Below are 24621 nucleotides of genomic sequence, written 5' to 3'. Positions count from 1 at the left end.
GCGCGGTCCTTGGCCGTCAAAACAAGGTTCCTCGTAGTAACCATTAAATAGCCTATTGACAAGTTACTCTCTAGCTACGTAACCTTTAAATAAGATCTTTACCGGTTACATTCAGCAATGGAGACGGTCATGCCCCCGACCACCTATCGCACCGCCGACGTCGATGGCTTCAAGGTGTTCTATCGCGAGGCCGGCTCTCGAGGTGCGCCGAAGCTGCTGCTGCTGCACGGCTTCCCGAGCGCCGGCCACATGTTCCGCGACCTGATCCCGTTGCTCGCCGACAAATTCCACATCGTCGCGCCAGATCTGCCCGGCTTCGGCCAGTCCGACATGCCGCCACGCGAAACCTTCCGCTACACCTTCGACAACGTCGCACAGGTGATCGAGCGCTTCACCGAAGTGATCGGCTTCGAGCGCTTCGCGGTCTATGTCTTCGACTACGGCGCGCCGACCGGCTTCCGGCTTGCATTGCGCCATCCCGAACGGATCACGGCGATCATCTCGCAGAACGGCAACGCCTATGAGGACGGCCTCAGCGACGGCTGGACGCCGATCAAGGCCTATTGGCAGGAGCCCTCGCCCGCCAACCGCGAGGCGCTGCGTGCCTTCCTCACGCCGGAGGCAACGCGCTGGCAGTACACCCATGGCGTTCCCGATCCGGCGACTGTGTCGCCGGACGGCCAGAACCTCGACAATTTCTATCTGGCGCGTCCGGGCTCGGACGACGTGCAGCTCGACCTGTTCGGCGACTACAAAAGCAACGTCGCGCTCTATCCCTCATTCCAGGACTATTTCCGCAAGCACAAGCCGCCCTTCCTGGCGGTCTGGGGCAAGAACGATCCCTTCTTCATTCCGCCCGGCGCCGAAGCGTTCAAGCGCGACAATCCCAATGCAATCGTGCAGTTCGTCGACACCGGCCATTTTGCGCTGGAGACGCATGCGCAGGAGATCGCGGAGAGCATTCGCGCGTTCCTGAAGTGACGCGAGCTGTGGCGATCGTCGATCGCCACATCGCGCGCCGGCCTAAAGCGGCAGCATGCGGTTCAAGAGATCGAGCAGTGTGCGCTGCTCTGCCTCGCTCAGCGGAGCCAGCATCTTGCGGTTATAGGGTTCCGTCAGCCTTGCCCCCTCGGCAATGAGCTTTGCCCCCTTTGGCGTCAGCATGAGCTCGACCGCCCGACGGTCCGCCTTGGAGCGGTTGCGCTTGATGAAGCCGGAGGATTCGAGCTCGTTCAAGATCTTGATCAGGTTCGGCAGCCGCAGCCGAAGCAGGCTGGCGAGGTTGCTCGGCGGCACGCCGGGATTGTCGCGGATGACGGCGAAGATCGCATAGGTTGCCGGCGTCAGGCCCAGTGCGGCGAATTCCTCATAGAAGCCCTCGAAGAACTTCAGCTGCGCGAGGCGCAGCATGAAACCGGGCGTCCGCCGAAGCGCACTCAGATCCAGCGTTTTCTCCTGTTGCTCAGCAGATTTGGCTCCGGATTTCGGGGACTTCGAGCTCATGATTTGCAATCCAAGGGCGGGCCGAATTGACACTCTCAAAAATAGCTATAAAATATAACTATTATTCAGCGGCACCAAGACCGCCTATGGGAGGGACACAATGAACAGCAAATTCCTGCATAAATTGTGCATGTTGGCAGCAATGCTGACCACGGCACCGGCGTTCGCGCAGGACATGGTGAAGATCGGCATCCTCAACGACCAGTCAGGGCCGTTCGCGAGCTATCAGGGCATCGGCTCGGTCGTCGCCGCCAAGATGGCGGTCGAGGATTACGGCGGGAAGGCCGCCGGCAAGCCGGTCGAGGTCGTCGCGGCCGATCATCAGAACAAGACCGACATCGGGATCGGCATCGCCCGGCGCTGGTACGAGAACGAGAGCGTCGATGCGATCTTCGACATCCCGAACTCGTCGATCGCGCTCGCGGTGGCCGGCATGAGCGCCGAGAAGAACAAGGTGTTCGTCGGATCGGGCGCCGGCACGGTGCTACTGACCGGCGAGAAGTGCACGCCGAACACCGTGCACTGGACCTACGACACCTATGCCTATGGCCGCGGCCTCGGCAAGGCGATCGTGCAGCAGGGCGGCAAGAAGTGGTTCTTCATCACCGCCGACTACGCTTTCGGTCATGATCTGGAGAAACAGGCCGCGGAGGCCGTGAAAGCATCCGGCGGCGAGGTGCTCGGCAGCGTGCGGCATCCGCTGGGAACGGCCGACTACGCCTCCTTCCTGCTCCAGGCCCAGGCATCGGGCGCGAACGTCGTCGGCTTCGCCAATGCCGGTGACGACACCATCACCTCGATGAAGCAGGCCGCCGAGTTCGGGCTGACCAGGGACCACAAGCTGGTCGGACTGATCCTGGGCATGAACGGCCTTCCCGCACTCGGCCTGAAGTTTGCGCAAGGCGCGCAGATCATGAACCCGTTCTACTGGGACCTCAACGACGGCACGCGGGCGTTCGCAAAGCGCTTCACCGAGCGCATTCCGTCGAAGGCCTATCCGAACGACATGCAGGCCGGCGTCTATGCCTCGGTCATCCACTACCTCAAGGCGGTCGACAAGGTCGGCAGCGCCAGGGACGGCAAGGCCGTCGTCGCCGCGATGAAGGAGATGCCGACCGACGATCCGTTGTTCGGCAAGGGCTATATCCGCAAGGACGGACGCAAGATCCACCCGCTCTACCTGCTCCAGGTCAAGTCGCCGGAGGAATCGACGTCGGCCTGGGATCTGCTGAAGGTCGTCGCCACCATCAAGGGCGAGGACGCATTCCGCGCCGAGAGCGAAGGCCAGTGCCCACTTAGCAAGCAATAGCAGCGGAGCGGACCATGAGCGGCATTGCCCCCAGTCCGGTCGACCCGTTTGCGCCCGACTTCCTGATGGACCCCTATCCTGCCTATCAGGCGCTGCGCGCGCTTGGGCCGGTGTTCGAATTGGAGCGTTACGGCGTATGGGCCATGGCCGGCTATGCCGAGGTCGAGACGGCGCTGAAGGACTGGAAGACCTTCATCAGCGGTGAAGGCGTCGGGCTCCACGGCATGAACCCGGCGCTGCCGAAGCCGCTGACGCTCCAGATCGATCCGCCCGACCATGACAAGGGCCGCCGGGTGCTCGGCCGTACGCTGTCTCCCGGCGTCGCAAGGAAGCTGCGCGAGACCTTTGCGCAGGAGGCCGAGAAGAAGGTCACGGAGCTGATCGACAAAGGCACGTTCGATGCCGTGACCGATCTTGCGGAAGCCTATCCGATGAAGGTGTTCCCGGATGCGATCGGCATCCGGCCCGACGGCCGCGAGAAGCTCCTGGCCTGGAGCACGTTCGTGTTCAACAGCTTCGGCCCGGAGAACGAGATACTCGCGGCTTCACGGAAGGAAGGTCTCGCGGCGCAGAGCTGGATCATGGAATGCTGTGCGCGAGATGCGCTGCGGCCCGACAGTCTCGGCATGATGATCTACCAGGCGGCCGACGAGGGCGAGATCACCGAGCACGAGGCGACGCATCTGGTGCGGCCGTTCCTCACTGCAGGCATCGACACCACCGTCAACGGCATCGGCAACACCCTGCTCGCGCTCGCCACGCATCCGGACGAATACCACAAGCTCCACCACAAGCCGGAGCTGGCGCGCAACGCGTTCGAGGAGGGCCTGCGCTACGATTCACCGGTGCAGACGTTCTTTCGCACCGCCTCGCGCGACGTTGAGATCGCAGGCGGCGTGATCCCCGCCCACCGCAAGGTGCTGCTGTTCATGGCCTCCGCCAACCGCGATCCCGCGCGGTGGGATGGGCCCGATCGCTTCGATGTCGAGCGGGTTGCGACCGGGCATGTCGGCTTCGGCGCCGGCATCCACGCCTGCGTCGGCCAGATGATCGCGCGTCTGGAAGGCGAATTGATCTTCGGCGAGCTTGCAAGGCGCGTGAAGACGATCGAGCTCACGACTGAACCGAAACGCAGGCTCAACAATTCGCTGCGCGGGCTCGAGAGCATGCCGGTGCGTGTGACGGCCGCCTAGACTGCATCACACGATCCGGCCATGCGCGACGTGCTCAGTTCCTCGCTGGAGCCGCTGCCGCTGCAGCGCGCGCGGACCGCGGCGCGCCGGGTTCGGCGACGGGAGCTGCCGGAGCGCGCGAGCGCATGATCGCGGCGTCGATCTCGGCGATGACGCGGCGCTGGATCGCCTCGTTCTTGTCGATCGAGATATGGCCGACGCCGGTGCCGCGCACATCGACATTGTCGAGCTTGCCGCGCAGACCCGCTGCGGCCCGCACCGGCTCGCCGGGACCATCGCCGATATAGATGTTGATGTAGCGCTCGGCGCCGGTCGAGAGCTTGGTCTTGAACACGGAATCGAGGCCGATCGCGAGCTTCACGGGAACGCCGAGCTGGTTGAGCTTGGCGATCATGTCAGGCAGCGCGGTCGCGCCGGAGGAATGGCCGACCAGGATGATGGTCTTGATGCGGCCGGCCTTGTAAGCGGTCGCGGCTTCATCGGCGAGCGAGGACCAGGACACGAAGTTGGCGACGGTCACCGGGACGCCCTGCGCCTGGAGCCGGGCACCGATCGTGTCGAGCCCGAGCGAGAAGATGTTGAGCACGCCACGCAGCAGGTAGACATGCGTGGTCTGGGCCGCAGCCTGGGTCGGCGCCGCCCTGGCGGTGGACGGGCTGATGGCAACAGCTGACAGCAGAAGCAGACAGATCGCCCACACGCGGAGGGCGGGCAACTGGCTGGCGCCGGCGGTGTGACGGCCGTTCGGTCTCATCTCAATGTTTCCCTGGGGACAATACGCTTCGCGATTGGCCGGAATCGTAGCCACGGCCTGCTCGCAGACGCAACAAAGAGCCGCGTGAGCCGACAATCTTAGCCGCAGTCCGTGGCGGTTTCGCAACACTTACCCGGAACCCGCCCCGGAAGAGCCGGTTTTGAGACCATTTTTCTCCGGCCGATTGCGACCGGGCAAGGGTATTCCTATCTCAGGGCTCCGCTGACCCGCCCTTCCCGGCAGGTTCCAGCCTCCCTCCCCAGCCTTTGCCCCCAAGCCTTGCGGCCATCCATGTCCTCCATCATCTCCGTCGCCAATCTGTCGAAGACCTATGGGTCCGGCTTCAAGGCGCTCAAGAACGTCAATCTCGATATCAAGCGCGGGGAGATCTTTGCGCTGCTCGGGCCGAACGGCGCGGGAAAGACCACGCTGATCTCGATCATCTGCGGCATCGCCAACCCGAGCGAAGGCAAGGTCCTCGTCGGCGGCGAGAACATCCAGACCTCCTACCGCAAGGCGCGCTCGCTGATCGGCCTCGTGCCGCAGGAATTGCACACCGACGCCTTCGAGAGCGTGTGGGCGACGGTGAGCTTCTCCCGCGGCCTGTTCGGCAAGCCGAAGAATCCTGATCACATCGAGAAGGTGCTGAAGGACCTCTCGCTCTGGGACAAGAAGGACAACAAGATCATCACGCTCTCCGGCGGCATGAAGCGCCGCGTGATGATCGCGAAAGCGCTGTCGCACGAGCCGCAGGTCCTGTTCCTGGACGAGCCCACCGCCGGCGTCGACGTCGAGCTGCGCAAGGGCATGTGGGAAGTCGTGCGCACGCTGCAGCAGTCCGGCGTCACCATCATCCTCACCACGCACTACATCGAGGAAGCCGAGGAGATGGCCGACCGCATCGGCGTCATCAATAAGGGCGAGATCGTGCTGGTCGAAGACAAGGCGACCTTGATGCAGAAGCTCGGCAAGAAGCGGCTGACGGTGCACTTGCAGGGCAAGGTCACCTCGCTGCCGGAAAGCCTCGCGCACTACGAGCTCGACCTCTGCGACAACGGCGCGACGCTGGTCTACGACTACGACACCAAGGGCGAGCGCACCGGCATCACCAGCCTGCTCAGCGACCTCCGCACCGCCGGCATCCGCTTCAACGATCTCGACACGACGCAGTCGTCGCTCGAGGACATCTTCGTCGACCTCGTGAGGACGTCATGAATCACCGCGCCATCCGCGCCATCTACCTGTTCGAAATGGCACGCACCTGGCGTACGCTGCTGCAAAGCATCGTCTCGCCGGTGGTTTCGACCTCGCTCTATTTCGTGGTGTTCGGTGCCGCGATCGGCTCGCGCATCAGCCAGGTCGAGGGCGTCAGCTACGGCACCTTCATCGTGCCGGGCCTGATCATGCTCTCGGTGCTGACGCAGAGCATCGCCAACGCGTCCTTCGGCATCTACTTCCCGAAATTCACCGGCACGATCTACGAAATCCTGTCGGCGCCGATTTCCTATTTCGAGATCGTGCTCGGCTATGTCGGCGCCGCCGCGACCAAGTCGATCATTTTGGGCCTTATCATCCTGGCGACGGCCGGCCTGTTCGTGCCGCTGCATATCCACCATCCCATCTGGATGCTGGCCTTCCTGGTGCTCACCGCTGTGACGTTCAGCCTGTTCGGCTTCATCATCGGCATCTGGGCCGACGGCTTCGAGAAGCTGCAGATGATCCCGATGCTGGTGGTGACGCCGCTGACCTTCCTCGGCGGCAGCTTCTACTCCATCGACATGCTGCCGGCGGGCTGGCGCACGGTCGCGCTGCTCAACCCGGTCGTCTATCTGATCTCGGGCTTCCGCTGGAGCTTCTACGAGATCGCCGACGTCAGCGTATCCGTCAGCATCGGCATGACGCTGGCGTTCCTGGTGATCTGCCTCGCGGTGATCTGGTGGATTTTCCGCACCGGATATCGGCTGAAGAATTGATGGGCTCCCCTAGCCCGGATGGAGCGTCAGCGTAATCCGGGACCGGCGTCACATCAGGCTCGAGCGGCCGCGGATTGCGCTTCGCTCCATCCGGGCTACGGAAGTCTTCACCGATAGCAATGGAAGCGGTGATACCCGTCATAGTACCCGTGACAACGGTGGCGATAGTGGCGGTGAGGAATGCCGAACACACCCTCCACCGCACCCACGGCCCCGCCGACACCGGCGCCGACCGCGCCACCAACCACGCCTCCTACGGGACCGGCGATCCGGTTGCCTTCATAGGACCCTTCCTGGGCGCCGCGCACGATGCCTTGAGCATGACCAGCTTGAGGCAACGAGAGCAGTGCAAGCAGGATGGCGGCGATCGCGAACAGCAGGCGGACAGGCAAGCCGGCCGGCAGGGCGGCGGCGACAACACGGGCTTTGTTCATCTTCAGTCCCAGGGAAGTACAGAGTAAATGGCAGCGAAAGCCGCCAAGCGGCAGGCCATCATCAACGCACCGCGCGGCCAAATGGTTGCGCCTTTGTGACGAATTGTCGGCGATGTGAACGCATGTCCACTCGCGAAAATGTCAGCATCGCCGCTGGCCGCGCGGCACAAAGCGGCCTTGCTTACATCAGACATCACGTTAACGATGGGCGGGCGGGCCGCTGGAACGGAAGCCGGATTGCAGGCATATTGCATGCCGGGGGACGGAGAGCCGCGGTGTTATTGTTTGAGCATGATCCTTTCGGAAAACCGCTACACACTTTTCCGGATCATGCTCTAGCGTGAACAGGCCGGAGGCCAGAAGTCAGATGCGTTCGTTTTTTATCGCTTTCACCTCCCTGATGCTTTTGAGCGCGGGCACCGCGCGGGCCAAGGTCGAGATCACCGTCGACAAGGACAATCAGCAGATGACCGTCGCGGTCGACGGCGTCGCGCGCTATCGCTGGCCGGTGTCGACAGGCATCCCCTCGCGCGAGACGCCGAGCGGCGCCTTCCGCGCCTTCCGCATGGAAGAGGATCACTACTCCAAGGAATTCGACGACGCGCCGATGCCGCACGCGATCTTCTTCACCAAGGTCGGGCACGCCATTCACGGCACGGACTCGGTCGGCCGCCTCAGCTCGCCCGCTTCGCATGGCTGCGTGCGGCTGTCGCGGCAGAACGCGACGACCCTCTATGCGCTGGTGCAGCAGCAGGGCGTGCTCAACACCACGGTGACGCTGACCGGCTCGGCGCAGGTGGCGCTCGCCCGCAATCCGCGCGGCCGTACCAACACCGCGTTGGCCCGCGCTCCGCAGCAGCCTGCTGAAGAGCAGTACGCGACCACGGGTGATCCCGTGAACCTGACGCCGCCGCAGCAACCCGCGCGCCGCTACATGCCGCAGGACGACAACTACATCTATCCGGCCGATGGCAGCGACACCGGCGCGCGTTATCCGGCGCCGCGCCCGATCACGCGCCCCTATGGCACGCAGGCCTATCAGCAACTGCCGCAGCCGACCTACGACCAGGGCTATGGCCAGCAGGGCTACTATTATCAGCAGCAGCAGCCTCGCCAGTATTATCAGCCGCGCAATTACTACTACCAGAACTGACGCTATCTGAACGCGGCGTCGCCGCGTTCGACGATCTTTCGCGCAGCATCGACGAAGGCGCGCGCGACCGGCTCGAGGATCTCGGGCCCGGTCGCCGTGAGATCATCCGACGGCGTGTGGAAGCTGCGATGGCGGCCGGCCATGCCGAGGAAATTGGCGTAGCCCGCCGCGTGCACGTCGCGCAGCTCACCGACCGCCTGCTTTTCCGTCACCAGACGCTTTGCCGCGACCTTGACGAAGGCCTCATCGGTCAGAGCGACTGCGGACTTGCTGAGCACGAGATAGCGCTCCTCCTCGGGCCGATCGGTGCGGGCGCCCTCCGCAAAGGCGTAGCACGCGTTCGACGAGCCGAAATGGATCCACGCCAGCGTGTCCTTCGGCGCCGGCGCGCCGTGCTTCAGGAACAGCTCCATGCCGCCATGGCCGATTTCGTGGCCGGCGGTGGCGATGAAGACGAAACGCGCCGGCGATGTCTCGGCGGCGACGGTGCGCGCCAGCGCCAGGAAGTTGGCGATGCCGGGGCCGCGCTCACAGACGCAGGAGTACCAGCCGGTCATCGGCGTCGAGACGACGATGGTCGGGCCCCGGCCGGCCCCGATCTCTGCGATCACGTTCCGGCCGGCGACATCGCGCTCGTAATGGCCCTTGACGTCGAGGGTGACGGGCGTGCCCGCGGCGAGCGCGCGCTCGAACGCCGCGCGCGACGTCGCGCCGACCACGATCACCGGCACCGGCCAGGGCGCGTCCTCCTGCGTGACGTTGTAGGCGAAGCGGTCGTCGGCGGGATTGCCGATCATCAAAAGGATCGCCGCCGGCTTCCTCGCCGCCGCTTCACTGATCGCGGCACGATGGGTCGGCCCCAGATAGGCGCCGCGATCGAACGGCAGATCGAGCAACAGGATCTGGCCCGCGACATCGCCGTCGCGTGCGAGCGGCGCGGACAGGTGGAAGCTCGCCCGATCCTCCGGCGGCCACCAGAATGGCGTCGCCTCGACAGTGGCGCCGGCGGCCTCAGTGCTGGCTTGCTCGACGACATATTGCCGGCCAAGCACGACGGGCTGGAAGCTAACATCGAAACCCGCCTGCTTCATCTCGCCGGCGATCCAGTCGGCGGTCGCGCGATCGCCGGGCGAGCCGAAGCGGTGCAGGCCGAACGAGGCGTAGCGCGACACGTCTTCATAAAGGCTCGCACCCGAAAGCACATCCCTGGCTGCCGCCTGCCCGACCATGAGAACCCCCATTGTTGCGATGAAGACAAGCCGCATGTGAGTGGCTCCCTGAACCGTTTTTTCTTGAAGCGCAGTTTCCGCCTTCCACGGCCGCCGTCAACCGCGAGACTGGACGAAACGCGCAAAGATTTCATAAGCTCCAGTTTTCACGAAAGATGCGAACCTCGATGCCGTCACGTGCCACGACCATCCTGACCGTGCTCGCGGTTCTCGCTGCAGGACAAGGCATTGCAGGACAAGGCATGGCCTTTGATCTCGAGGCGCACCGCGGCGGGCGGGCTCTGCTGCCGGAGAACACCCTGCCCGCCTTCGCCAACGCGCTGTCGATGGGCGTCGACACGCTGGAGCTCGACGTCGGCGTGACCGCCGACGGCGAGGTCGTCATCTCGCATGAACGCGGACTCAACCCTGAGATCACACGGGATGCGAGCGGCGTCTATGTGGCCGCGCCCGGCACGCCCTTTGTCAAGCTACGGCTCGACGACGTCAGGACGTACGACGTCGGCCAGATCCGGCCAGACAGTTCTTACGCGAAGCAATTCCCCGAGCAGCGCGCCGTGCCGGGTACTCGCATCCCCACGCTGAAGCAATTGTTCGCGCTGGTGCGAAAGTCGGGCAACACCAATGTGCGTTTCAATATCGAGACCAAGATCGATCCGAACCATCCGGACGAATCCCTCGATCCGCAAGGTTTCGTCACCACGCTGCTTCGGCTGATTGAGGCCGAAAAATTCTCCGACCGCGTCATGATCCAGTCGTTCGACTGGCGGACCCTGCAGCTCGTCCAGCAGCAGGTGCCGACGATTCCAACGGTGTACCTGACGCTGCAGCGCGGCTCCGGCCAGACGGTAGCGCTCGACAAGGCCACCAGCTGGACCGCGGGCTTTAGTCCGGCCGATCATGGCGGCTCGTTGCCGCGAACCATCAAGGCTGCGGGCGGCGCGATCTGGTCGCCCTATTTCGGCGACGTGACCGCGGCGCTGGTCACTGAAGCCCATGCGCTCGGATTGCGCGTCGTGGTCTGGACGGTCAACAAGCGTGAAGACATGGCGCGGATGATCGAGACCGGCGTCGACGGAATCATCTCGGACAATCCGGACCTGCTGCGGCAGGTCGCCGGCGAGAAGGGCATTGCGCTGCCGGCGGGGACGCCGGTGCAGCCGTAAGTCTCGGGCCCTACTCCCCGTCCCTCAACCGCCGGTACAGCGCGCCCAGGATATTCGAGTAGTCGTCGGTCCAGACCCGCACCCTGTCGTCGGCTTCGGTCTGCTCCCACGATTTGGAGGCGGCGAGCTTGCCGACGTCTTCCTCCTCGCGCGCGGAGATGACGACGTCGGTCGAGAAGATGTAGTCGGAATCGCGGCCCGAATCCTCGTTGAAGACCCAGCTCTTGAGATCGTTGGCGTCGGCGATGCCGACCACGACGGTCTCGAGATCGAGATGGCGGTTGGAGACGTGCATCACCACCGCGCCGTGGGGAGCAAGCTTGTCCTTGTAGATCTTCATCGCCTCTTCGGTGGCGAGATGGATCGGGATCGCATCGGACGAATAGGCATCGACGATGATGAGATCGTAGGCGCCGTCGGGCTCCTTGGCAAAGGTGAGGCGCGCGTCGCCGATGACAGGCTTCAGATCCGGCAGGCAGCTCGAGATGTAGCGGAAATTTTTGGGATCACGCGCAGCATCCACCATGGACTGGTCGATCTCGAAGAATTTCCAGTCCTCCCCTCGCTCGGCGGCGCAAGCGAGCGTGCCCGATCCGACGCCGATCGCGGCGACCTTGAGCGGGCCGCCCTTGCGCTCGCGGATCGCGGTGACGGCCTGACCGATGCCGCCGTCCTTGTGATAATAGGTGATCGGCTCGGGCCGGCCGGTGACCGGCGTGCCGTCATTGTTGCGGAAGCGCTCGGCGCCGTGAATCGTGGTGCCGTGCATCAGCACGTGGAAATAGCCGCCGGGCGTCTCCACGATCTTGTGCACGCCGAAGAAGCTGCGCACCGTGGTGACGCGGCCCTCGTCCGCCGGATAGATCCGGATCAACGCCAGCGCCAGCGCGATGGTAGCAAAAATCTTCCAGCGACCGGCATTGAGCGCCAGTGTCAGCAGCGCGGCGAGCACGCCGACCGAGCCGGCGACCCAGACGCGGTGATCCTCGAACCAGGTCGAGAGATTTCCGGTGGTCGTGGACGGCGCGATCAGTGCCACCGCGAGGGCGGCGAGCGCCAGCCAGTACCATTTGACGATCCCCGCAAGACGCTCGTTCGCGGACGGTCGGCACAACGCGGCGAGCGCGATCAGGATCGGATATTCGGCGATCCACGAGAAGGTGAATGGAGCAACGAGGCCCGCAAAGAGGCCGCCGACCATGCCGCCGAACGACAGCGCGACATAGAAGCCGGTGAGATATTTGGCGGCCGGGCGGGTCCGGGCCAGCTCGCCGTGACAGGCCATGGCGATGACGAAGAAGCACAATTGATGACCGCCGAGCGTCAGCAGCAGGTTCTGCTCGCCGCCGAACGCCAAAAGGACAACGACGCCGGCGATTGCGACCGGCTGGAGCATCAGCATCCATTTGTGCGGCAGCAGCGGCCGCGACTGGAACACGACCACCCAGGTGAGCAGGTACAGCGACAGCGGCAGCACCCAGAGCAGCGGCGCCGCCGCGACGTCGGTCGAGATGTGCGCGGTGACGGCGATGAGCAGGCCCGACGGCACCGCGGCGAGGAAGATCCAGCGCAGCCGCGTCACGAGGCTTGGTGCCGGCGCATTGACGTCCTCGCTTCGCGCATCGGCCACCGCCAGCTTCGGCGAGCGCAACAACAGCACGCCGCAGGCGCCGATCAGGAGAATCAGCAGACCATAGCCGGCGGTCCAGAACCGGTTCTGCGTATGCAGCGTGAACATCGGCTCCAGCAGGAACGGATAGGACAACAGTGCGAGGAAGCTGCCGATATTGGAGGAGGCATAGAGGAAATAGGGATCGTGCCCGGCGGGGTGGCCGGTGCGGACGAACCAGGCCTGCAGCAGCGGGTTGTTGGCGGCCAGCGCGAAGAACGGCAGCCCGATCGAGACCACGAACAGGCCGAGCAGCCAGAACGCGTAGCCCGAGGCCGGCGGCTCGCCGTAGGCCGACGCAATGCCGAGCGGGAGCGTGGCGAAGGCCGCGATCAACAGCACCAGATGCACCGCGACCGGAACGATCCGGTTCCTCGCCTGCATCAAGAGATGCGCATAGGCATAGCCGGCCAGCAACAGCGACTGGAAGAACACCATGGCCACCGACCACACCGCCGGCGAGCCGCCGAGCCGCGGCAGCACCATCTTCGTGAACAGCGGCTGCACCGAGAACAGCAGCAGCGCGCTGACGAAGATCGCAGCGGTGTAGACCGTCAGCAGCAGCCGGTTGCGCGACGACGAAGCCTGCTCCGTGGCGGCGGGTTGCACGATCGAATCCATGAAAGCTCCGGCTCAAACCCCGGCGGGCGCCGGACCGCGCGCAATGGAGCACAAGGCGCCTGAACGGGCAATAAAGCGTGTCGTGATGTTGCAGCAAGGAATGCTTGATATAGAGATGTCATTCCGGGGCGCCTCGAAGAGGCGAACCCGGAACCTCGATATTTCGGGTTCGCGCTGCGCGGCCCGGAATGACGGCAGGTAGAACAACTCGAATTGCTCATGACCGAAACCGACGTTGTCATCATCGGCGCTGGCCATAACGGCCTCACCTGCGCGGCCTATCTCGCGGGGGCGGGCCTGCGCGTGCGCGTGGTCGAACGGCGCAAGGTGGTCGGCGGCGCCGCGGTCACGGAGGAGTTTCACCCCGGTTTTCGCAATTCGGTCGCGGCCTACACCGTGAGCCTGCTCAATCCGCAGGTGATCGGTGACCTCAAGCTCGCCGAGCACGGCCTGCGCGTGGTCGAACGGCGCGCGCAGAATTTCCTGCCCGCGCCCGACGGCAGCTATCTCCTCACCGGCGAGGGGCGGACCAAAGCGTCGGTCGCGCGGCTCAACGCGCGCGATGCGGAGGCGCTCGACGGCTTCTCGCGCGAGCTGGAAGACATCGCCGACGTGCTCCGGCAATTCGTGCTGCGCGCGCCGCCGAACCTGCTCGACGGCTTTGGCACGAACGCGATCCGCGAGGCCGTGAACGCATTGCAGAGCGCCAACATCCTGCGCGGCCTGACGCTGGAGCAAAGCCGCAGCCTGCTCGATCTGTTCACGCGCTCGGCCGGCGAGATGCTGGACGAACGGTTCGAGCACGATCTGGTCAAGGCGCTGTTCGGCTTCGACGCCATCGTCGGCAATTACGCCAGTCCCTACGCCGCCGGCTCGGCCTATGTGATGCTGCATCACGCCTTCGGCGAGGTGAACGGCAAGAAGGGCGTCTGGGGCCACGCCATTGGCGGCATGGGCGCGATCACGCTAGCCATGGCGCGCGCCGCCAGGGATCGCGGCGTCGCGATCGACACCGATGCGGGCGTGCGCGAGGTGATCGTCGAGCGCGGCCGCGCCATCGGCGTCGTGCTGGAGAACGGCGAGACCATCCGTGCGAAATATGTCGCGGCCAACGTCAATCCAAAGCTGCTCTATACGCAACTGATCGCGGCCGATGCGCTGCCGCAGGACTTCCTCGCCCGCATCCGGCACTGGAAGAACGGCTCTGGCACCTTCCGCATGAACGTGGCGCTGGACCGCCTGCCCTCCTTCACGGCGCTGCCTGGCGAGGGGGATCACCTCACCTCCGGCATCATCCTCGCGCCAAGCCTTCCCTACATGGACCGCGCCTATCTCGATGCGCGTGCGCAGGGCTGGAGCCGACAGCCTGTTGTCGAGATGCTGATCCCCTCGACGCTCGACGACACGCTCGCGCCGGCGGGCAAGCATGTCGCGAGCCTGTTCTGCCAGCACGTCGCGCCGGAGCTTCCCGACGGAAAATCGTGGGACGACCATCGTGACGAGGTCGCCGATCTCATGATCGCGACGGTGGATGCTTACGCGCCGGGCTTTGCGGCGAGCGTGCTCGGCCGCCAGATCCTCTCCCCGCTCGATCTCGAGCGGCAGTTCGGCCTCCTCGGCGGCGACATCTTCCACGGCGCGCTGACGCTGAACCAGCTGTTTTCGGCGCGGCCGATGCTGGGCCATGCCGATTATCGCGGGCCCCTGAAGGGACTCTATCACTGCGGCTCCGGCGCCCACCCTGGCGGCGGCGTCACCGGCGCCCCCGGCCACAACGCCGCGCGCGTGATCCTGCGGGACCACCGCGCGCTGTTCGGAAGCCGTGGATAGGTCTGTAGATCGGCTGTGGACAGACTGTCGAGATGTCTGTGGTCAGGCTGAGAGCCCGATCCGGACATGGTGAGGAAAAGGCGGTGGATAACCGCGGGACAGCTGGAGGATGAGCCGGTGGATGACGCCCTGATAAAGGGCTGACGGCCTGTGGACATCGCCGAGCCCCCAAACAAACTCGCCCGCCGAGGGCAATTCCCCGCGCGGGCGCTCGTCTGGAAGAAAGTAGCCCCCGCTGGAAATCGGAGGCGGAAATTACTTCAAGGAGGTGCTAATCGAACCGAACTTGTCGTTCATCGTGCTGCCCAGGCTGTTCACCACGGTGATGATCGCCAGGGCAATACCGGCCGCGATCAGGCCGTATTCGATTGCGGTCGCACCGGATTCGTCGGACCAGAACTTCAAAACCATGCGCTTCAAGACGTGCCTCCGTTTCAATTTCAAGCTGTGTTGGTCGGCCCCAACAGCCGCAAATCTACGGGGTGCGACCTTCGGTCCAGTTAATCCCGAGATTCAACTTATGCGGAAAATTGCACGCAAAAGTTCCCAAAATTGAGCCGATGGAACCCTGAGAATGCAGCCTTCCCCCACCCACCGCGCCAGCTTCTCGATCGGCACCGAGGCCGCCGCAAGGCGCGTCGTCGATGTGCTCACCGAGATGTTTTTCGAGGGCGACGCAGCGGTCGCCGCGTTCGAACGGCCGGACGGCCAATGGGACGTCACGCTGCATTTCGCCGAGGCGCCGGACCAGGCCTGGCTGCGCGAACTCATTGCAACTTCAGCAGGAAATGAGATTGCCGACACGCTTGTCTTCGACACCGTCGAGGCCAAGGACTGGGTCAAGGCGAGCCTGGAGGATCTGGTCCCGGTGCCGGCCGGGCGCTTCGTCGTGCACGGCAGCCATGACCGCGACCGCGTTGCGCCGAACAAGCTCAAGATTGAGATCGAGGCGGCGCTCGCCTTCGGCACGGGCCATCACGGCACCACGCGCGGCTGTTTACTCCTGCTTGACCATGTCCTGAAGAGTTCCCTCCCGCGCAATGTGCTCGACCTCGGCACCGGAACCGGCGTGCTGGGCATCGCGGCGGCCAAGGCGCTGCATCGCGCGGTGCTGGCCTCCGACATCGACCCGCCCTCGGTCCGGGTGGCGGCGGAGAACGCGACGCTGAATGAAACCGGTCATCATGTGCGGGTGATCCGCGCCACCGGCTTCGCTGCGCCGGATTTTGCCCGGGCCGGGCCGTTCGACCTGGTGCTGGCCAACATCCTCGCCAACCCGCTGCGGCAGCTGGCGAGCCCGATGGCGCGGCACCTCGCGCCCGGCGCGCGTGTCATCCTCTCCGGCCTGTTGACGCATCAGGCCCCCGCCGTGATCGCCGCCTATCGCGCGCGCGGCCTCGTGCCGCTTCGGCACCTGCGGATCGAGGGGTGGAGCAGTTTGTTGTTGCGGAAGGTGGGGTGAGCGAGCTGCCGTAGGGTGGGCAAAGCGAAGCGTGCCCACCAGAACGATCGATAGCCTAGGAAGATGGTGGGCACGGCGCTCCGCGCCTTTGCCCACCCTACGGCATCGCCATCGCCGCGCTACTCCGCCGGCTTGTCGTCCCGGCGCTCGGCGAAACGGTCGATCATCTGACTGATGAGGCCGCGCGGCTTCTTCGGTCCCGTTGCGGCGGCCGGAGCGCGGCGCGCCGGCGGCGAGATCTTCTCAAACGTGAACGCTGGCATCGTGTGTCCCCTCGCCGTTGAGATGAACCACTTGCTCGAATTTCCCTGTCAACCGGACGAAGCGCAACTGCCGCATCCTTTACTCCACTCAATTCGAATGGAACATTTTCAAGCACAGTCCATGCCAGATGCGATGCAAATGCGTCTAGATTGCGGACCGATGCCCATGATCCTAGAGTGATCCACATGTTCGAAGCGCACTTCCAGACATTCGAGGAGCCCGAGGCCGGCGTCGCGTTGACGGCGCGCCTTGCCGCACTCCGCGAAGAACTCGCCCGCCGCAAGCTGACCGGCTTCGTCATTCCGCGCGCCGATCAGCAGCAGAACGAATATGTGGCGCCCTCGGAAGAGCGGCTGGCCTGGCTGACCGGCTTCACGGGTTCGGCGGGCTTTGCGGTGGTGCTGACCCGCGAGGCCGCCTTGTTCGTCGATGGCCGCTATACGCTGCAGGCGGCCAAGCAGGTCGATGCCAAGGCCTGGGCGGTGGAATCGCTGATCGATCCGCCACCGGAAAGCTGGGTGTCGGCGCATCTGAAGGCGGGCGATCGCCTCGGATTTGATCCGTGGCTGCACACTTTTTCGGCAGCCGAGCGCCTGTCCGCCGCCTGCGCCAAGGCCGGCGCCGAGCTCGTCGCCGTCGACGGCAATCCGGTCGATGCGATCTGGCAGGACCGGCCGCAGCCGCCGCTTGCCCCGGTTGCCGTGCACAGCCTCCAGCATGCCGGCGTCACCGAGGCCGAGAAGCTGACACAGATCCGGGACGAGATCGCCAAGCTCGGTGCCGATGCGCTGGTGCTGTCGGACAGCCACGCCGTGGCCTGGACCTTCAACATCCGGGGCGCCGACGTCGCGCACACGCCGCTGCCGCTGTCCTACGCGCTGGTGCCGAAGGACGGCCGTCCCACGATCTTCATCGACCACCGCAAGCTCTCCAACCTCTCGCGCGACCATCTCGAACAATCCGCCGACGTGCGCGACCCCGATGCGATGGCGCCGACCCTGATGGCGCTGGCCAAAAGCGGCGCGGCGATCGCGCTCGACAACGCCACCGCCGCCGACGCGCTGAGCCGGCTGATCGCGGGCGCCGGCGGCAAGCCGGTGCGCGGCAGCGATCCAATTGCATTGCTCAAGGCGGTCAAGAACGCGACCGAGATCAAGGGCACCAAGACGGCCCATGTGCGCGACGCTGTGGCGCTGGCGCGCTTCCTTTCTTGGGTCGATCGCGAGGCGCCAAGCGGCAAGCTCACCGAGATCGACGCTGTCGAGGCGCTGGAGACCTTCCGCCGCGACACCGGCGCGCTGAAGGACGTGTCGTTCCCGACCATCTCCGGAACGGGGCCGAACGGCGCCATCGTGCACTATCGCGTCACCCGCAAGAGCAACCGGCGCATCGCGCTGGGCGATCTGTTGCTGATCGATTCCGGCGCACAATATGAGGACGGCACCACCGACGTCACGCGCACCATGGCGATCGGCGAGCCGACTGCCGAGATGCGCGACCGCTTCACCCGCGTGCTGCGCGGCCACATCGCGATCGCGCGCGCGATCTTCCCCGACGGCACCACTGGGGCGCAGCTCGACACGCTGGCGCGGCAATATCTCTGGGCCGCCGGCGTCGATTTCGAGCACGGCACCGGCCACGGTGTCGGCAGCTATCTCTCGGTACATGAGGGGCCGGCCCGGATCTCGAAGCTCGGCACCACGCCGCTGAAGCGCGGCATGATCCTCTCCAACGAGCCCGGCTACTACAAGACCGACGGCTTCGGCATTCGCATCGAGAACCTCGAGCTCGTCGTCGCCGCCGAGATCAAGGGCGCCGAGAAGCCGATGAACGCCTTCGAGACGCTGACGCTGGCGCCGATCGACCGCCGGCTGATCGACGCCGCGATGCTGAACAAGGACGAGCTCGACTGGCTCAACGCCTACCACGCGCGCGTGCGGGCCGAGGTGCGGCCCGCGCTGGACGAAGCGACGAAGGCGTGGCTCGATCAGGCGACGGCGGAGCTGACGCGGTAAGCTCGTCATTCCGGAGCGCATAGCACTACGCGATTTGCGCAACGCTGCTTGCCCAACACGACTGTCATGCCCCGCGAAAGCGGGGCATCCAGTATTCCAGAGACGCCAGACGTATCCGGATAAGCCACAGCGCACTGGATTCCCCGCCTTCGCGGGGAATGACACCGCATTTGTGGAACGAGACGCGCGCCCAATCGGTCGCCATCGCGCCACTATCATAACCGTCCCAAAATCCGAATAGCCGCATTCCGAAACGCCGATATCGATCTTGCGTGAGCACGCTACAGTCGATTCGGATTTCGACGAGACGGACACTTATGCACGGCATGATCAGCAGGCCGCCGGAAGCGGCAACGAAAGACATCGCGACCTCGCGCGTGATGTTGCTGTTGCTCGTCTGCATGACAGGCGTTGCGCCGATCTCGCTCTACATGCTGGTTCCGGCGCTGCCGGTGCTGGCGACGAATTTCGGCAGCGACATCTCGATCGCACAGATGACGGTGTCGCTGTACATGGTCGGCATCGCCTGCTCGCAACTGATCATGGGCCCGCTGTCCGACAAATTCGGGCGGCGCCCGGTGCTGCTGGCAGGGCTCGCGCTGATGGTCGCGGCGAGCATCGGCTGTGTCTTCGCCGGCAGCCTGCCGCAACTGATCGCTGCACGTTTCTTCCAGGCGCTCGGCGGGGCGACCGGCATGGTGGTGAGCCGTGCCATCATTCGCGATCTCTACGAGCGCGAGCGCGTCGGCGCCATGATCAGCCTCGTCATCGCCGTCATGATGATCGCGCAGATGCTCTCGCCGCTGACGGGCGGCCTGATCGAGACCGCGTTCGGCTGGCGCGCGATCTTCTACGCGATCACCGCTGGCTCTCTCGCGATCGCGATCGGCATCGCGCTCGCGCTGCCGGAGACGCGCCGCGACCGTCCAGCCGGCGGCGGCTTTCGCGGCGATGTCGGCAGCCTGATCAGGAACCGCGCCTTCGTCGGCTACGTGCTGTGCCAAGTGCTCGCCTCGCAGATCATCTTCACCTTCGCCGGCGGCGGTCCCTACATCGTGGTGACGCAGATGGGCCGAACCACCGTCGAATATGGCGCGTGGTTTGCCACCAGCAGCCTCGCCTTTCTCGTCGGCAATCTGCTCTGCGTGCGCTTTGCGCCGCGTCACTCGCTGGAGAAGCTGATCTGGTTCGGGCTGGCGCTGCAGCTCGGCGGCAGCATCTTGAACTTGCTCTGGAGCTTGACGGGACTGAACGCGGCCCCACTCTGGCTGTTCGGCACCCAGATGATCGTGATGGCCGGCAACGCCATCGTGATGGCAAATTCCGCGGCCGGCGCCATCAGCGTCCGCCCCGAGGCCGCCGGCACGGCGTCGGGCGCGATGGGCTTTCTGCAACAGGGCCTCGGCGCGCTGATGTCGCAATTCGGCGCCTATCTCGGCGGCCACTCGACGACGACGCTGCCGCTGACCTCCGCGGTGCTCGCGATCTCGCTCCTCTGCGCCTGCACGATGTTCTTCGTCGTCCCGCGCCGCGAGGTGGTGGTGAGCGAGGCGCTGATCGAGCAGGCGGAGGAGGAAGAGACGGGGATGATGTGAGGGGGCGCATGGCGCGTCCCCGTCATTGCGAGCGCAGCGAAGCGATCCAGACTGTCACCGCGGAGGGACTCTGGATTGCTTCGCTGCGCTCGCAATGACGGAAGAAAGCCGTCACTCCCCGATCAGCTTCAGCCACTCGTCTTCCGTCAACACCTTGACGCCGTGCTTGTTGGCTTCCGCGAGCTTCGAGCCGGCACCGGGGCCGGCGACGACGAGATCGGTTTTCTTCGACACCGAGCCGGACACTTTTGCCCCTAAACGCTCCGCGGTCGCCTTGGCTTCATCCCGCGTCATTTTCTCCAGCGATCCCGTGAACACCACGGTCTTGCCGGCGACGGGCGAGTTGCTCTTCGGCTTCTCGGCGTCGACGATCTCGACCTCCCTGGTCAGCCGCTCGACGATGCCGCGATTGTGGCTCTCGCCGAAATAATCGGCGATGCTCTTGATCACGGTGTCGCCGATCTGGTCGAGCGCATCCATGTCCGCCATCGCCTCCTCGTCACCCTTGGCGACCTTGAGACAGGCATCATGAAAGGCGTCCCATGAACCGTAGCCGCGTGCCAGCGCCAGCGCCGTGGTCTCCCCGACATGGCGCATGCCGAGCGCATAGACGAAACGCTCCAGTGCGATCTTGCGGCGGCTCTCGATGGCGCCGAACAAATTGCGCACCGAGGTCGCGCCGTAGCCCTCGATCTCCTCGAGCTTGAGCTTCGAATTGCGCTTCTCCAGCGTGAAGATGTCGGCAGGCTCCTTCACCCATCCTTCGTCGAAGAAATACTGGAGCTGCTTCTCGCCGAGACCATCGATGTCGAAGGCGCGCCGCGACACGAACAGCTTGAGGTGCTCGATCTTCTGATAGGGGCAGGCGAACTCGCCGGTGCAGCGCGCGCGCGATCCCTCTTCGCCCGCCGCGGTCTCCTCGCGCGTGACGTCGGTGTGCAGCGGGCACGGGCACTTCTTCGGGAACTCGAATTCCTTGGCGCTCTTCGGCCGCTTGTCGAGGACGACGTCGACCACCTGCGGGATGACGTCGCCGGCGCGCTGGATCACGACGGTGTCGCCGATCCTGATGTCGCGCCCCTCGCGCAGCACTTCGCCCTTGTTGCCGATGCCCTTGATGTAATCTTCATTGTGCAGCGTGACGTTCTGCACGATCACGCCGCCGACGCCGACCGGTTCGAGCTTGCCGACCGGTGTGAACGAGCCGGTGCGGCCGACCTGGATCTCGATGTCGCGCAGCACCGTCATGGCCCGCTCGGCCGGGAATTTGTGCGCAATGCCCCAGCGCGGCGTGCGCGAGACGAAGCCGAGCCGCTCCTGCCAGTCGATGCGGTCGACCTTGTAGACGACGCCGTCGATGTCGTAGTCGAGTTTTGCGCGCTGCTCCTCGATCGTGTGATGAAACGCGAGCAGTTCCTCGACCGAGTGGCACAGCTTGGTCAGCGGATTGGTCTTGAAGCCGCAGCGCTCGAACCAGCCGATCATGCCGCTCTGCGTATCCTCCGGCATTGCGCTCATCTGGCCCCAGGCATAGGCGAAGAAGCCGAGCGGACGCGAGGCGGTGATGGTCGGATCCTTCTGCCGCAGCGAGCCCGCGGCCGAGTTGCGCGGATTGGCGAAGATCGTGTCGCCCGCCGCCTTCTGCCGCTCGTTGAGCGCGAGGAAGGCCTTCTTGGTCATGTAGACCTCGCCGCGCACCTCGCAGATGTCTGGGACGTTGCGGCCCTTCAGCTTCTGCGGCACGTCCTCGAGGGTGCGGATGTTGGCGGTGACGTCCTCGCCCTCCGCCCCGTCGCCGCGCGTTGCCGCCGTGACGAGTTCGCCGCCCTCATAGCGCAGCGACATCGAGAGGCCGTCGATCTTGGGCTCGGCGGAGAAATTCACTTTGTCGTCGTCGAGCTTCAGGAACCGCACGATGCGGCCGACGAAGTCGCGCACGTCCTCTTCCGCAAAGGCGTTGTCGAGCGACAGCATCGGCACGGAGTGCCGCACCTTCCTGAAGCGCCCGGACGGCGCCGCGCCGACCTTCTGCGACGGCGACTCTGCGCTGACGAATTCAGGAAAGCGTTTCTCGATCGCGTTGAGGCGCTGACGCAGGGCGTCGTACTCGGCGTCGGTGACGGTGGGCGCGTCCTCCTGATAGTAGCGCTCGTTGTGTCCCTCGATCTCGAGCGACAACCGCATATGCTCGACCTTGGCCTGCGCCTTGGTGAGATCGGCGACGTCGCGAAGCGGTTTCGATTTTGCTGCTCTTGCCATTATACTTAAGGTTGCGGCTCGTCGTTCCGGGATGGTCCGAAGGACCAGACCCGGAACCTCGAGATTCCGGGTTCGCACTTCGTGCGCCCCGGAATGACGGTGGGGAGGGGCTCGTGGCGTATTACGTCTATATTCTAGCAAGCCGGCGCGATGGGGCAATCTACGTCGGCATCACCAATGACCTTGTGCGCCGCGTCTACGAGCATCGAATCAAGGCCGTGCCGGGCTTCACGACAAAATACAACATCACGCGATTGGTTTGGTTCGAGGCCTATGACGATCCAATCTCGGTGATATCGCGCGAGAAAGAACTCAAGAAGTGGAAGAGAGCTTGGAAAACCCAACTTATCGAGAAGGAGAATCCAAATTGGGATGATCTGTACGAGTCGATCTGCAATTGAGAACGTCATTCCGGGATGGTCCGAAGGACGAACCCGGAATCTCGAGATCCCGGGTTCGATGCTTCGCATCGCCCCGGAATGACGGTGGAAATCTAAGCCGTCGCCGCCTTCAGCAGCCTCTCCGCGGCTGCCCTTGCCTCGGCCGTGATCTCGGCGCCCGCCAGCATGCGGGCGATCTCCTCGCGGCGGTGGTCGGCGGCGAGCGCATTGACGCGGGTGGCGACGCGCTTGCCCTTGTCGAGGGCGTCCTTGGAGATGAGCAGATGCTGGTCGGCACGGGCGGCGACCTGCGGGGCGTGGGTCACGGCCATCACCTGCACCTTGCCGGCAAGCCGCGCCAGGCGCCCGCCGATGGCATCCGCAACCGCGCCGCCGACACCGGTGTCGATCTCGTCGAACACCAGCGTCGGTGCCGAGCCGCGGTCGGACAGCACGACCTTGAGCGCCAGCAGGAAGCGCGACAGCTCGCCGCCGGAGGCGACCTTCATCATCGGACCCGGCTTGGTGCCCGGATTGGTCTGCACCCAGAACTCGACGCGGTCAAAGCCCTGCGGGCCCGGCGCGGCCTCGTCGGTCGCGACCTGGGTCATGAACTTGGCGCGTTCGAGCTTGAGCGGGGCAAGCTCCGCATTGACGGCCTTGTTGAGCTTTTCCGCCGATTTCTGCCGCGCCATCGACAGCTTCTTGGCGGCGGCGGCATAGCGGCCATCTGCCTCGATCGCGGCCTGCTCCAGCTTCTTCAACCGCGAAGCGCCGGCATCGATCAGGACGACGTCGGCGGCGTATTGGGCGGCAAGCGCCGCGAGCTGATCGACCGGGGTCGAATATTTGCGGGAGGCGGCGCGCAGCGCGAACAGCCGCTCCTCGATGCGTTCGAGCTCGGCCGGGTCGAAATCGGTTGCGGCAAGCGCGGCCAGCAGATGCTGGTCGGCTTCCTCCAGCGCGTTGATCGCGGCGTCGATCGCCTTCACAGCGGGCTCGACCAGCGCCGGCGAGTTGACGCCGCGGCGCTCCAGCCGGCGCACCGCCGCCGACAGCGCCGCGACCGGGGAGTGATTGCCGCCGACCGCCTCCTGCGCCTCGCGCAGATCGGAGGCGATCTTCTCACCCTGCATCATCGTGGTCCGGCGTTGGGCCAGAGAGGTCTCCTCGCCCTCCTTGGGCGCGAGCCGCTTCAACTCGTCGGAGGCGTGGCGCAGATAATCGGCCTCGCGCGCAGCGCGCTCCATGCCGGCGCGATGCTCTTCCAGCGCGGTGTTGGCGGTGCGGCGGGCGTCCCACAGCTCTTCGACGGCCGCGACGTCCTTCTCCAGGCCTGCGAAGGCATCGAGCAGGCGGCGGTGCGTGGCGGCGTCGACCAGCGCGCGCTCGTCATGCTGGCCGTGGATCTCGACCAGCGCGGCGCCGACCGCCTTCAGCGTCTGCACGCTGATCGACTGGTCGTTGATGAAGGCGCGGGTGCGGCCGTCGGCGAGCTGGACCCGGCGCAGAATCATCTCTCCGGTGTCGTCGAGACCGTTCTCGGCCAGGATCTTCGTCGCGGGGTGATTCTTCGGGATATCGAAGACGGCGGTGACCTGCCCCTGCTCCGCGCCGTGGCGCACGAGGCCGGCGTCGCCGCGGCCGCCGAGCGCCAGCGCAAAGGCATCGAGCAGGATGGATTTGCCCGCACCGGTCTCGCCGGTCAAAACCGCAAGGCCGGTGGCGAATTCGATATCGAGCCGTTCGATCAGGACGATGTCACGGATCGACAGACGCGCCAGCATGGAACCCCAAATTTCCTAGCCGAGG

Annotated in this window: 21 protein-coding genes; 12 read left to right on the top strand and 9 right to left on the bottom strand. The window is 65.0% G+C overall.

Going from position 1 to position 24621, the window contains the following annotated elements:
• Positions 1-129: 129 nt before the first annotated feature.
• Positions 130-981 (top strand): alpha/beta hydrolase, encoded by an 852-nt coding sequence (locus tag QA649_RS14255; protein ID WP_283024745.1) that lies wholly within the window; start codon positions 130-132, stop codon positions 979-981.
• Positions 982-1023: 42 nt separating this feature from the next.
• Here QA649_RS14255 and QA649_RS14250 read toward each other — a convergent pair whose 3' ends face one another.
• Positions 1024-1503, bottom strand: coding sequence for a MarR family transcriptional regulator (locus tag QA649_RS14250; RefSeq protein WP_283024744.1), 480 nt, complete (start codon positions 1501-1503; stop codon positions 1024-1026).
• A 100-nt stretch (positions 1504-1603) separates the two neighbouring features.
• Between QA649_RS14250 and QA649_RS14245 the strand changes: the two genes are divergently transcribed.
• Positions 1604-2812 (top strand): ABC transporter substrate-binding protein, encoded by a 1209-nt coding sequence (locus QA649_RS14245; RefSeq protein ID WP_283024743.1) that lies wholly within the window; start codon positions 1604-1606, stop codon positions 2810-2812.
• Positions 2813-2826: 14 nt separating this feature from the next.
• On the top strand, positions 2827-4005 hold the full coding sequence (locus tag QA649_RS14240; protein WP_283024742.1) for a cytochrome P450: 1179 nt from the start codon (positions 2827-2829) through the stop codon (positions 4003-4005).
• Between the two features lie 34 nt (positions 4006-4039).
• Here the strand turns inward: QA649_RS14240 and QA649_RS14235 are convergent, their stop codons facing one another.
• Positions 4040-4759 carry a hypothetical protein gene (locus QA649_RS14235; protein ID WP_283024741.1) on the bottom strand — a complete coding sequence of 240 codons (720 nt, stop codon included), beginning with the start codon at positions 4757-4759 and terminating at the stop codon, positions 4040-4042.
• A 291-nt stretch (positions 4760-5050) separates the two neighbouring features.
• On the opposite strand from QA649_RS14235, the gene QA649_RS14230 reads away from it, so the two are divergent.
• Complete coding sequence (locus QA649_RS14230) at positions 5051-5974, top strand: ABC transporter ATP-binding protein (RefSeq protein ID WP_018640915.1); 924 nt, start codon at positions 5051-5053, stop codon at positions 5972-5974.
• The gene (locus tag QA649_RS14225; protein ID WP_283024740.1) at positions 5971-6732 is read left to right on the top strand and encodes an ABC transporter permease; all 762 of its coding nucleotides are present in this window, start codon (positions 5971-5973) and stop codon (positions 6730-6732) included. The genes QA649_RS14230 and QA649_RS14225 overlap by 4 nt, the downstream gene beginning before the upstream one ends.
• A gap of 107 nt (positions 6733-6839) precedes the next feature.
• On the opposite strand, the gene QA649_RS14220 is transcribed toward QA649_RS14225, so the two are convergent.
• Positions 6840-7166 carry a hypothetical protein gene (locus QA649_RS14220; protein WP_283024739.1) on the bottom strand — a complete coding sequence of 109 codons (327 nt, stop codon included), beginning with the start codon at positions 7164-7166 and terminating at the stop codon, positions 6840-6842.
• Between the two features lie 367 nt (positions 7167-7533).
• Here QA649_RS14220 and QA649_RS14215 point away from each other — a divergent pair, with 367 nt between their 5' ends.
• Entirely contained in the window at positions 7534-8319 is a 786-nt protein-coding gene (locus QA649_RS14215) for a L,D-transpeptidase (protein ID WP_283024738.1), read from the top strand.
• A 2-nt stretch (positions 8320-8321) separates the two neighbouring features.
• On the opposite strand, the gene QA649_RS14210 is transcribed toward QA649_RS14215, so the two are convergent.
• Complete coding sequence (locus QA649_RS14210) at positions 8322-9584, bottom strand: hypothetical protein (RefSeq protein WP_283024737.1); 1263 nt, start codon at positions 9582-9584, stop codon at positions 8322-8324.
• A 131-nt stretch (positions 9585-9715) separates the two neighbouring features.
• On the opposite strand from QA649_RS14210, the gene QA649_RS14205 reads away from it, so the two are divergent.
• Positions 9716-10714 (top strand): glycerophosphodiester phosphodiesterase, encoded by a 999-nt coding sequence (locus QA649_RS14205; RefSeq protein ID WP_283024736.1) that lies wholly within the window; start codon positions 9716-9718, stop codon positions 10712-10714.
• A gap of 10 nt (positions 10715-10724) precedes the next feature.
• Here the strand turns inward: QA649_RS14205 and QA649_RS14200 are convergent, their stop codons facing one another.
• Complete coding sequence (locus tag QA649_RS14200) at positions 10725-13004, bottom strand: fused MFS/spermidine synthase (RefSeq protein WP_283024735.1); 2280 nt, start codon at positions 13002-13004, stop codon at positions 10725-10727.
• 219 nt (positions 13005-13223) lie between these two features.
• Here QA649_RS14200 and QA649_RS14195 point away from each other — a divergent pair, with 219 nt between their 5' ends.
• Positions 13224-14834, top strand: a complete 1611-nt coding sequence (locus QA649_RS14195; protein ID WP_283024734.1) for an NAD(P)/FAD-dependent oxidoreductase — start codon at positions 13224-13226, stop codon at positions 14832-14834.
• Between the two features lie 255 nt (positions 14835-15089).
• Here QA649_RS14195 and QA649_RS14190 read toward each other — a convergent pair whose 3' ends face one another.
• Positions 15090-15254: a Flp family type IVb pilin gene (locus tag QA649_RS14190; protein ID WP_018640923.1), complete on the bottom strand. Its 165-nt coding sequence runs from the start codon at positions 15252-15254 to the stop codon at positions 15090-15092.
• 154 nt (positions 15255-15408) lie between these two features.
• Here QA649_RS14190 and QA649_RS14185 point away from each other — a divergent pair, with 154 nt between their 5' ends.
• On the top strand, positions 15409-16296 hold the full coding sequence (locus tag QA649_RS14185) for a 50S ribosomal protein L11 methyltransferase (RefSeq protein WP_283024733.1): 888 nt from the start codon (positions 15409-15411) through the stop codon (positions 16294-16296).
• 119 nt (positions 16297-16415) lie between these two features.
• Here QA649_RS14185 and QA649_RS14180 read toward each other — a convergent pair whose 3' ends face one another.
• Positions 16416-16559 (bottom strand): hypothetical protein, encoded by a 144-nt coding sequence (locus tag QA649_RS14180; RefSeq protein WP_283026263.1) that lies wholly within the window; start codon positions 16557-16559, stop codon positions 16416-16418.
• A gap of 186 nt (positions 16560-16745) precedes the next feature.
• Here QA649_RS14180 and QA649_RS14175 point away from each other — a divergent pair, with 186 nt between their 5' ends.
• Positions 16746-18575 (top strand): aminopeptidase P family protein, encoded by a 1830-nt coding sequence (locus QA649_RS14175; RefSeq protein WP_283024732.1) that lies wholly within the window; start codon positions 16746-16748, stop codon positions 18573-18575.
• A 317-nt stretch (positions 18576-18892) separates the two neighbouring features.
• A complete protein-coding gene (locus tag QA649_RS14170) occupies positions 18893-20170 on the top strand; it encodes a multidrug effflux MFS transporter (protein WP_283024731.1) in 1278 nt (425 codons plus the stop codon).
• A gap of 111 nt (positions 20171-20281) precedes the next feature.
• Here QA649_RS14170 and ligA read toward each other — a convergent pair whose 3' ends face one another.
• Positions 20282-22429 carry an NAD-dependent DNA ligase LigA gene (ligA, locus tag QA649_RS14165; RefSeq protein WP_283024730.1) on the bottom strand — a complete coding sequence of 716 codons (2148 nt, stop codon included), beginning with the start codon at positions 22427-22429 and terminating at the stop codon, positions 20282-20284.
• Between the two features lie 113 nt (positions 22430-22542).
• Here ligA and QA649_RS14160 point away from each other — a divergent pair, with 113 nt between their 5' ends.
• Complete coding sequence (locus QA649_RS14160; RefSeq protein ID WP_283024729.1) at positions 22543-22830, top strand: GIY-YIG nuclease family protein; 288 nt, start codon at positions 22543-22545, stop codon at positions 22828-22830.
• Positions 22831-22922: 92 nt separating this feature from the next.
• Here QA649_RS14160 and recN read toward each other — a convergent pair whose 3' ends face one another.
• Complete coding sequence (gene recN / locus QA649_RS14155; protein WP_283024728.1) at positions 22923-24596, bottom strand: DNA repair protein RecN; 1674 nt, start codon at positions 24594-24596, stop codon at positions 22923-22925.
• Positions 24597-24621: the final 25 nt, after the last annotated feature.

Source organism: Bradyrhizobium sp. CB1717 (assembly GCF_029714325.1).
GTDB lineage: Bacteria > Pseudomonadota > Alphaproteobacteria > Rhizobiales > Xanthobacteraceae > Bradyrhizobium.
This window is presented reverse-complemented; position numbering and strand designations above follow the sequence as displayed.

Excerpts from the sequence above, each read along its gene's own strand:
- QA649_RS14255 (WP_283024745.1), top strand. The coding sequence starts at position 130 with ATGCCCCCGACCACCTATCGCACCGCCGACGTCGATGGCTTCAAGGTG.
- QA649_RS14250 (WP_283024744.1), bottom strand. The coding sequence starts at position 1,503 with ATGAGCTCGAAGTCCCCGAAATCCGGAGCCAAATCTGCTGAGCAACAG.
- QA649_RS14245 (WP_283024743.1), top strand. The coding sequence starts at position 1,604 with ATGAACAGCAAATTCCTGCATAAATTGTGCATGTTGGCAGCAATGCTG.
- QA649_RS14240 (WP_283024742.1), top strand. The coding sequence starts at position 2,827 with ATGAGCGGCATTGCCCCCAGTCCGGTCGACCCGTTTGCGCCCGACTTC.
- QA649_RS14235 (WP_283024741.1), bottom strand. The coding sequence starts at position 4,759 with ATGAGACCGAACGGCCGTCACACCGCCGGCGCCAGCCAGTTGCCCGCC.
- QA649_RS14230 (WP_018640915.1), top strand. The coding sequence starts at position 5,051 with ATGTCCTCCATCATCTCCGTCGCCAATCTGTCGAAGACCTATGGGTCC.
- QA649_RS14225 (WP_283024740.1), top strand. The coding sequence starts at position 5,971 with ATGAATCACCGCGCCATCCGCGCCATCTACCTGTTCGAAATGGCACGC.
- QA649_RS14220 (WP_283024739.1), bottom strand. The coding sequence starts at position 7,166 with ATGAACAAAGCCCGTGTTGTCGCCGCCGCCCTGCCGGCCGGCTTGCCT.
- QA649_RS14215 (WP_283024738.1), top strand. The coding sequence starts at position 7,534 with ATGCGTTCGTTTTTTATCGCTTTCACCTCCCTGATGCTTTTGAGCGCG.
- QA649_RS14210 (WP_283024737.1), bottom strand. The coding sequence starts at position 9,584 with ATGCGGCTTGTCTTCATCGCAACAATGGGGGTTCTCATGGTCGGGCAG.
- QA649_RS14205 (WP_283024736.1), top strand. The coding sequence starts at position 9,716 with ATGCCGTCACGTGCCACGACCATCCTGACCGTGCTCGCGGTTCTCGCT.
- QA649_RS14200 (WP_283024735.1), bottom strand. The coding sequence starts at position 13,004 with ATGGATTCGATCGTGCAACCCGCCGCCACGGAGCAGGCTTCGTCGTCG.
- QA649_RS14195 (WP_283024734.1), top strand. The coding sequence starts at position 13,224 with ATGACCGAAACCGACGTTGTCATCATCGGCGCTGGCCATAACGGCCTC.
- QA649_RS14185 (WP_283024733.1), top strand. The coding sequence starts at position 15,409 with ATGCAGCCTTCCCCCACCCACCGCGCCAGCTTCTCGATCGGCACCGAG.
- QA649_RS14180 (WP_283026263.1), bottom strand. The coding sequence starts at position 16,559 with ATGCCAGCGTTCACGTTTGAGAAGATCTCGCCGCCGGCGCGCCGCGCT.
- QA649_RS14175 (WP_283024732.1), top strand. The coding sequence starts at position 16,746 with ATGTTCGAAGCGCACTTCCAGACATTCGAGGAGCCCGAGGCCGGCGTC.
- QA649_RS14170 (WP_283024731.1), top strand. The coding sequence starts at position 18,893 with ATGCACGGCATGATCAGCAGGCCGCCGGAAGCGGCAACGAAAGACATC.
- ligA (WP_283024730.1), bottom strand. The coding sequence starts at position 22,429 with ATGGCAAGAGCAGCAAAATCGAAACCGCTTCGCGACGTCGCCGATCTC.
- recN (WP_283024728.1), bottom strand. The coding sequence starts at position 24,596 with ATGCTGGCGCGTCTGTCGATCCGTGACATCGTCCTGATCGAACGGCTC.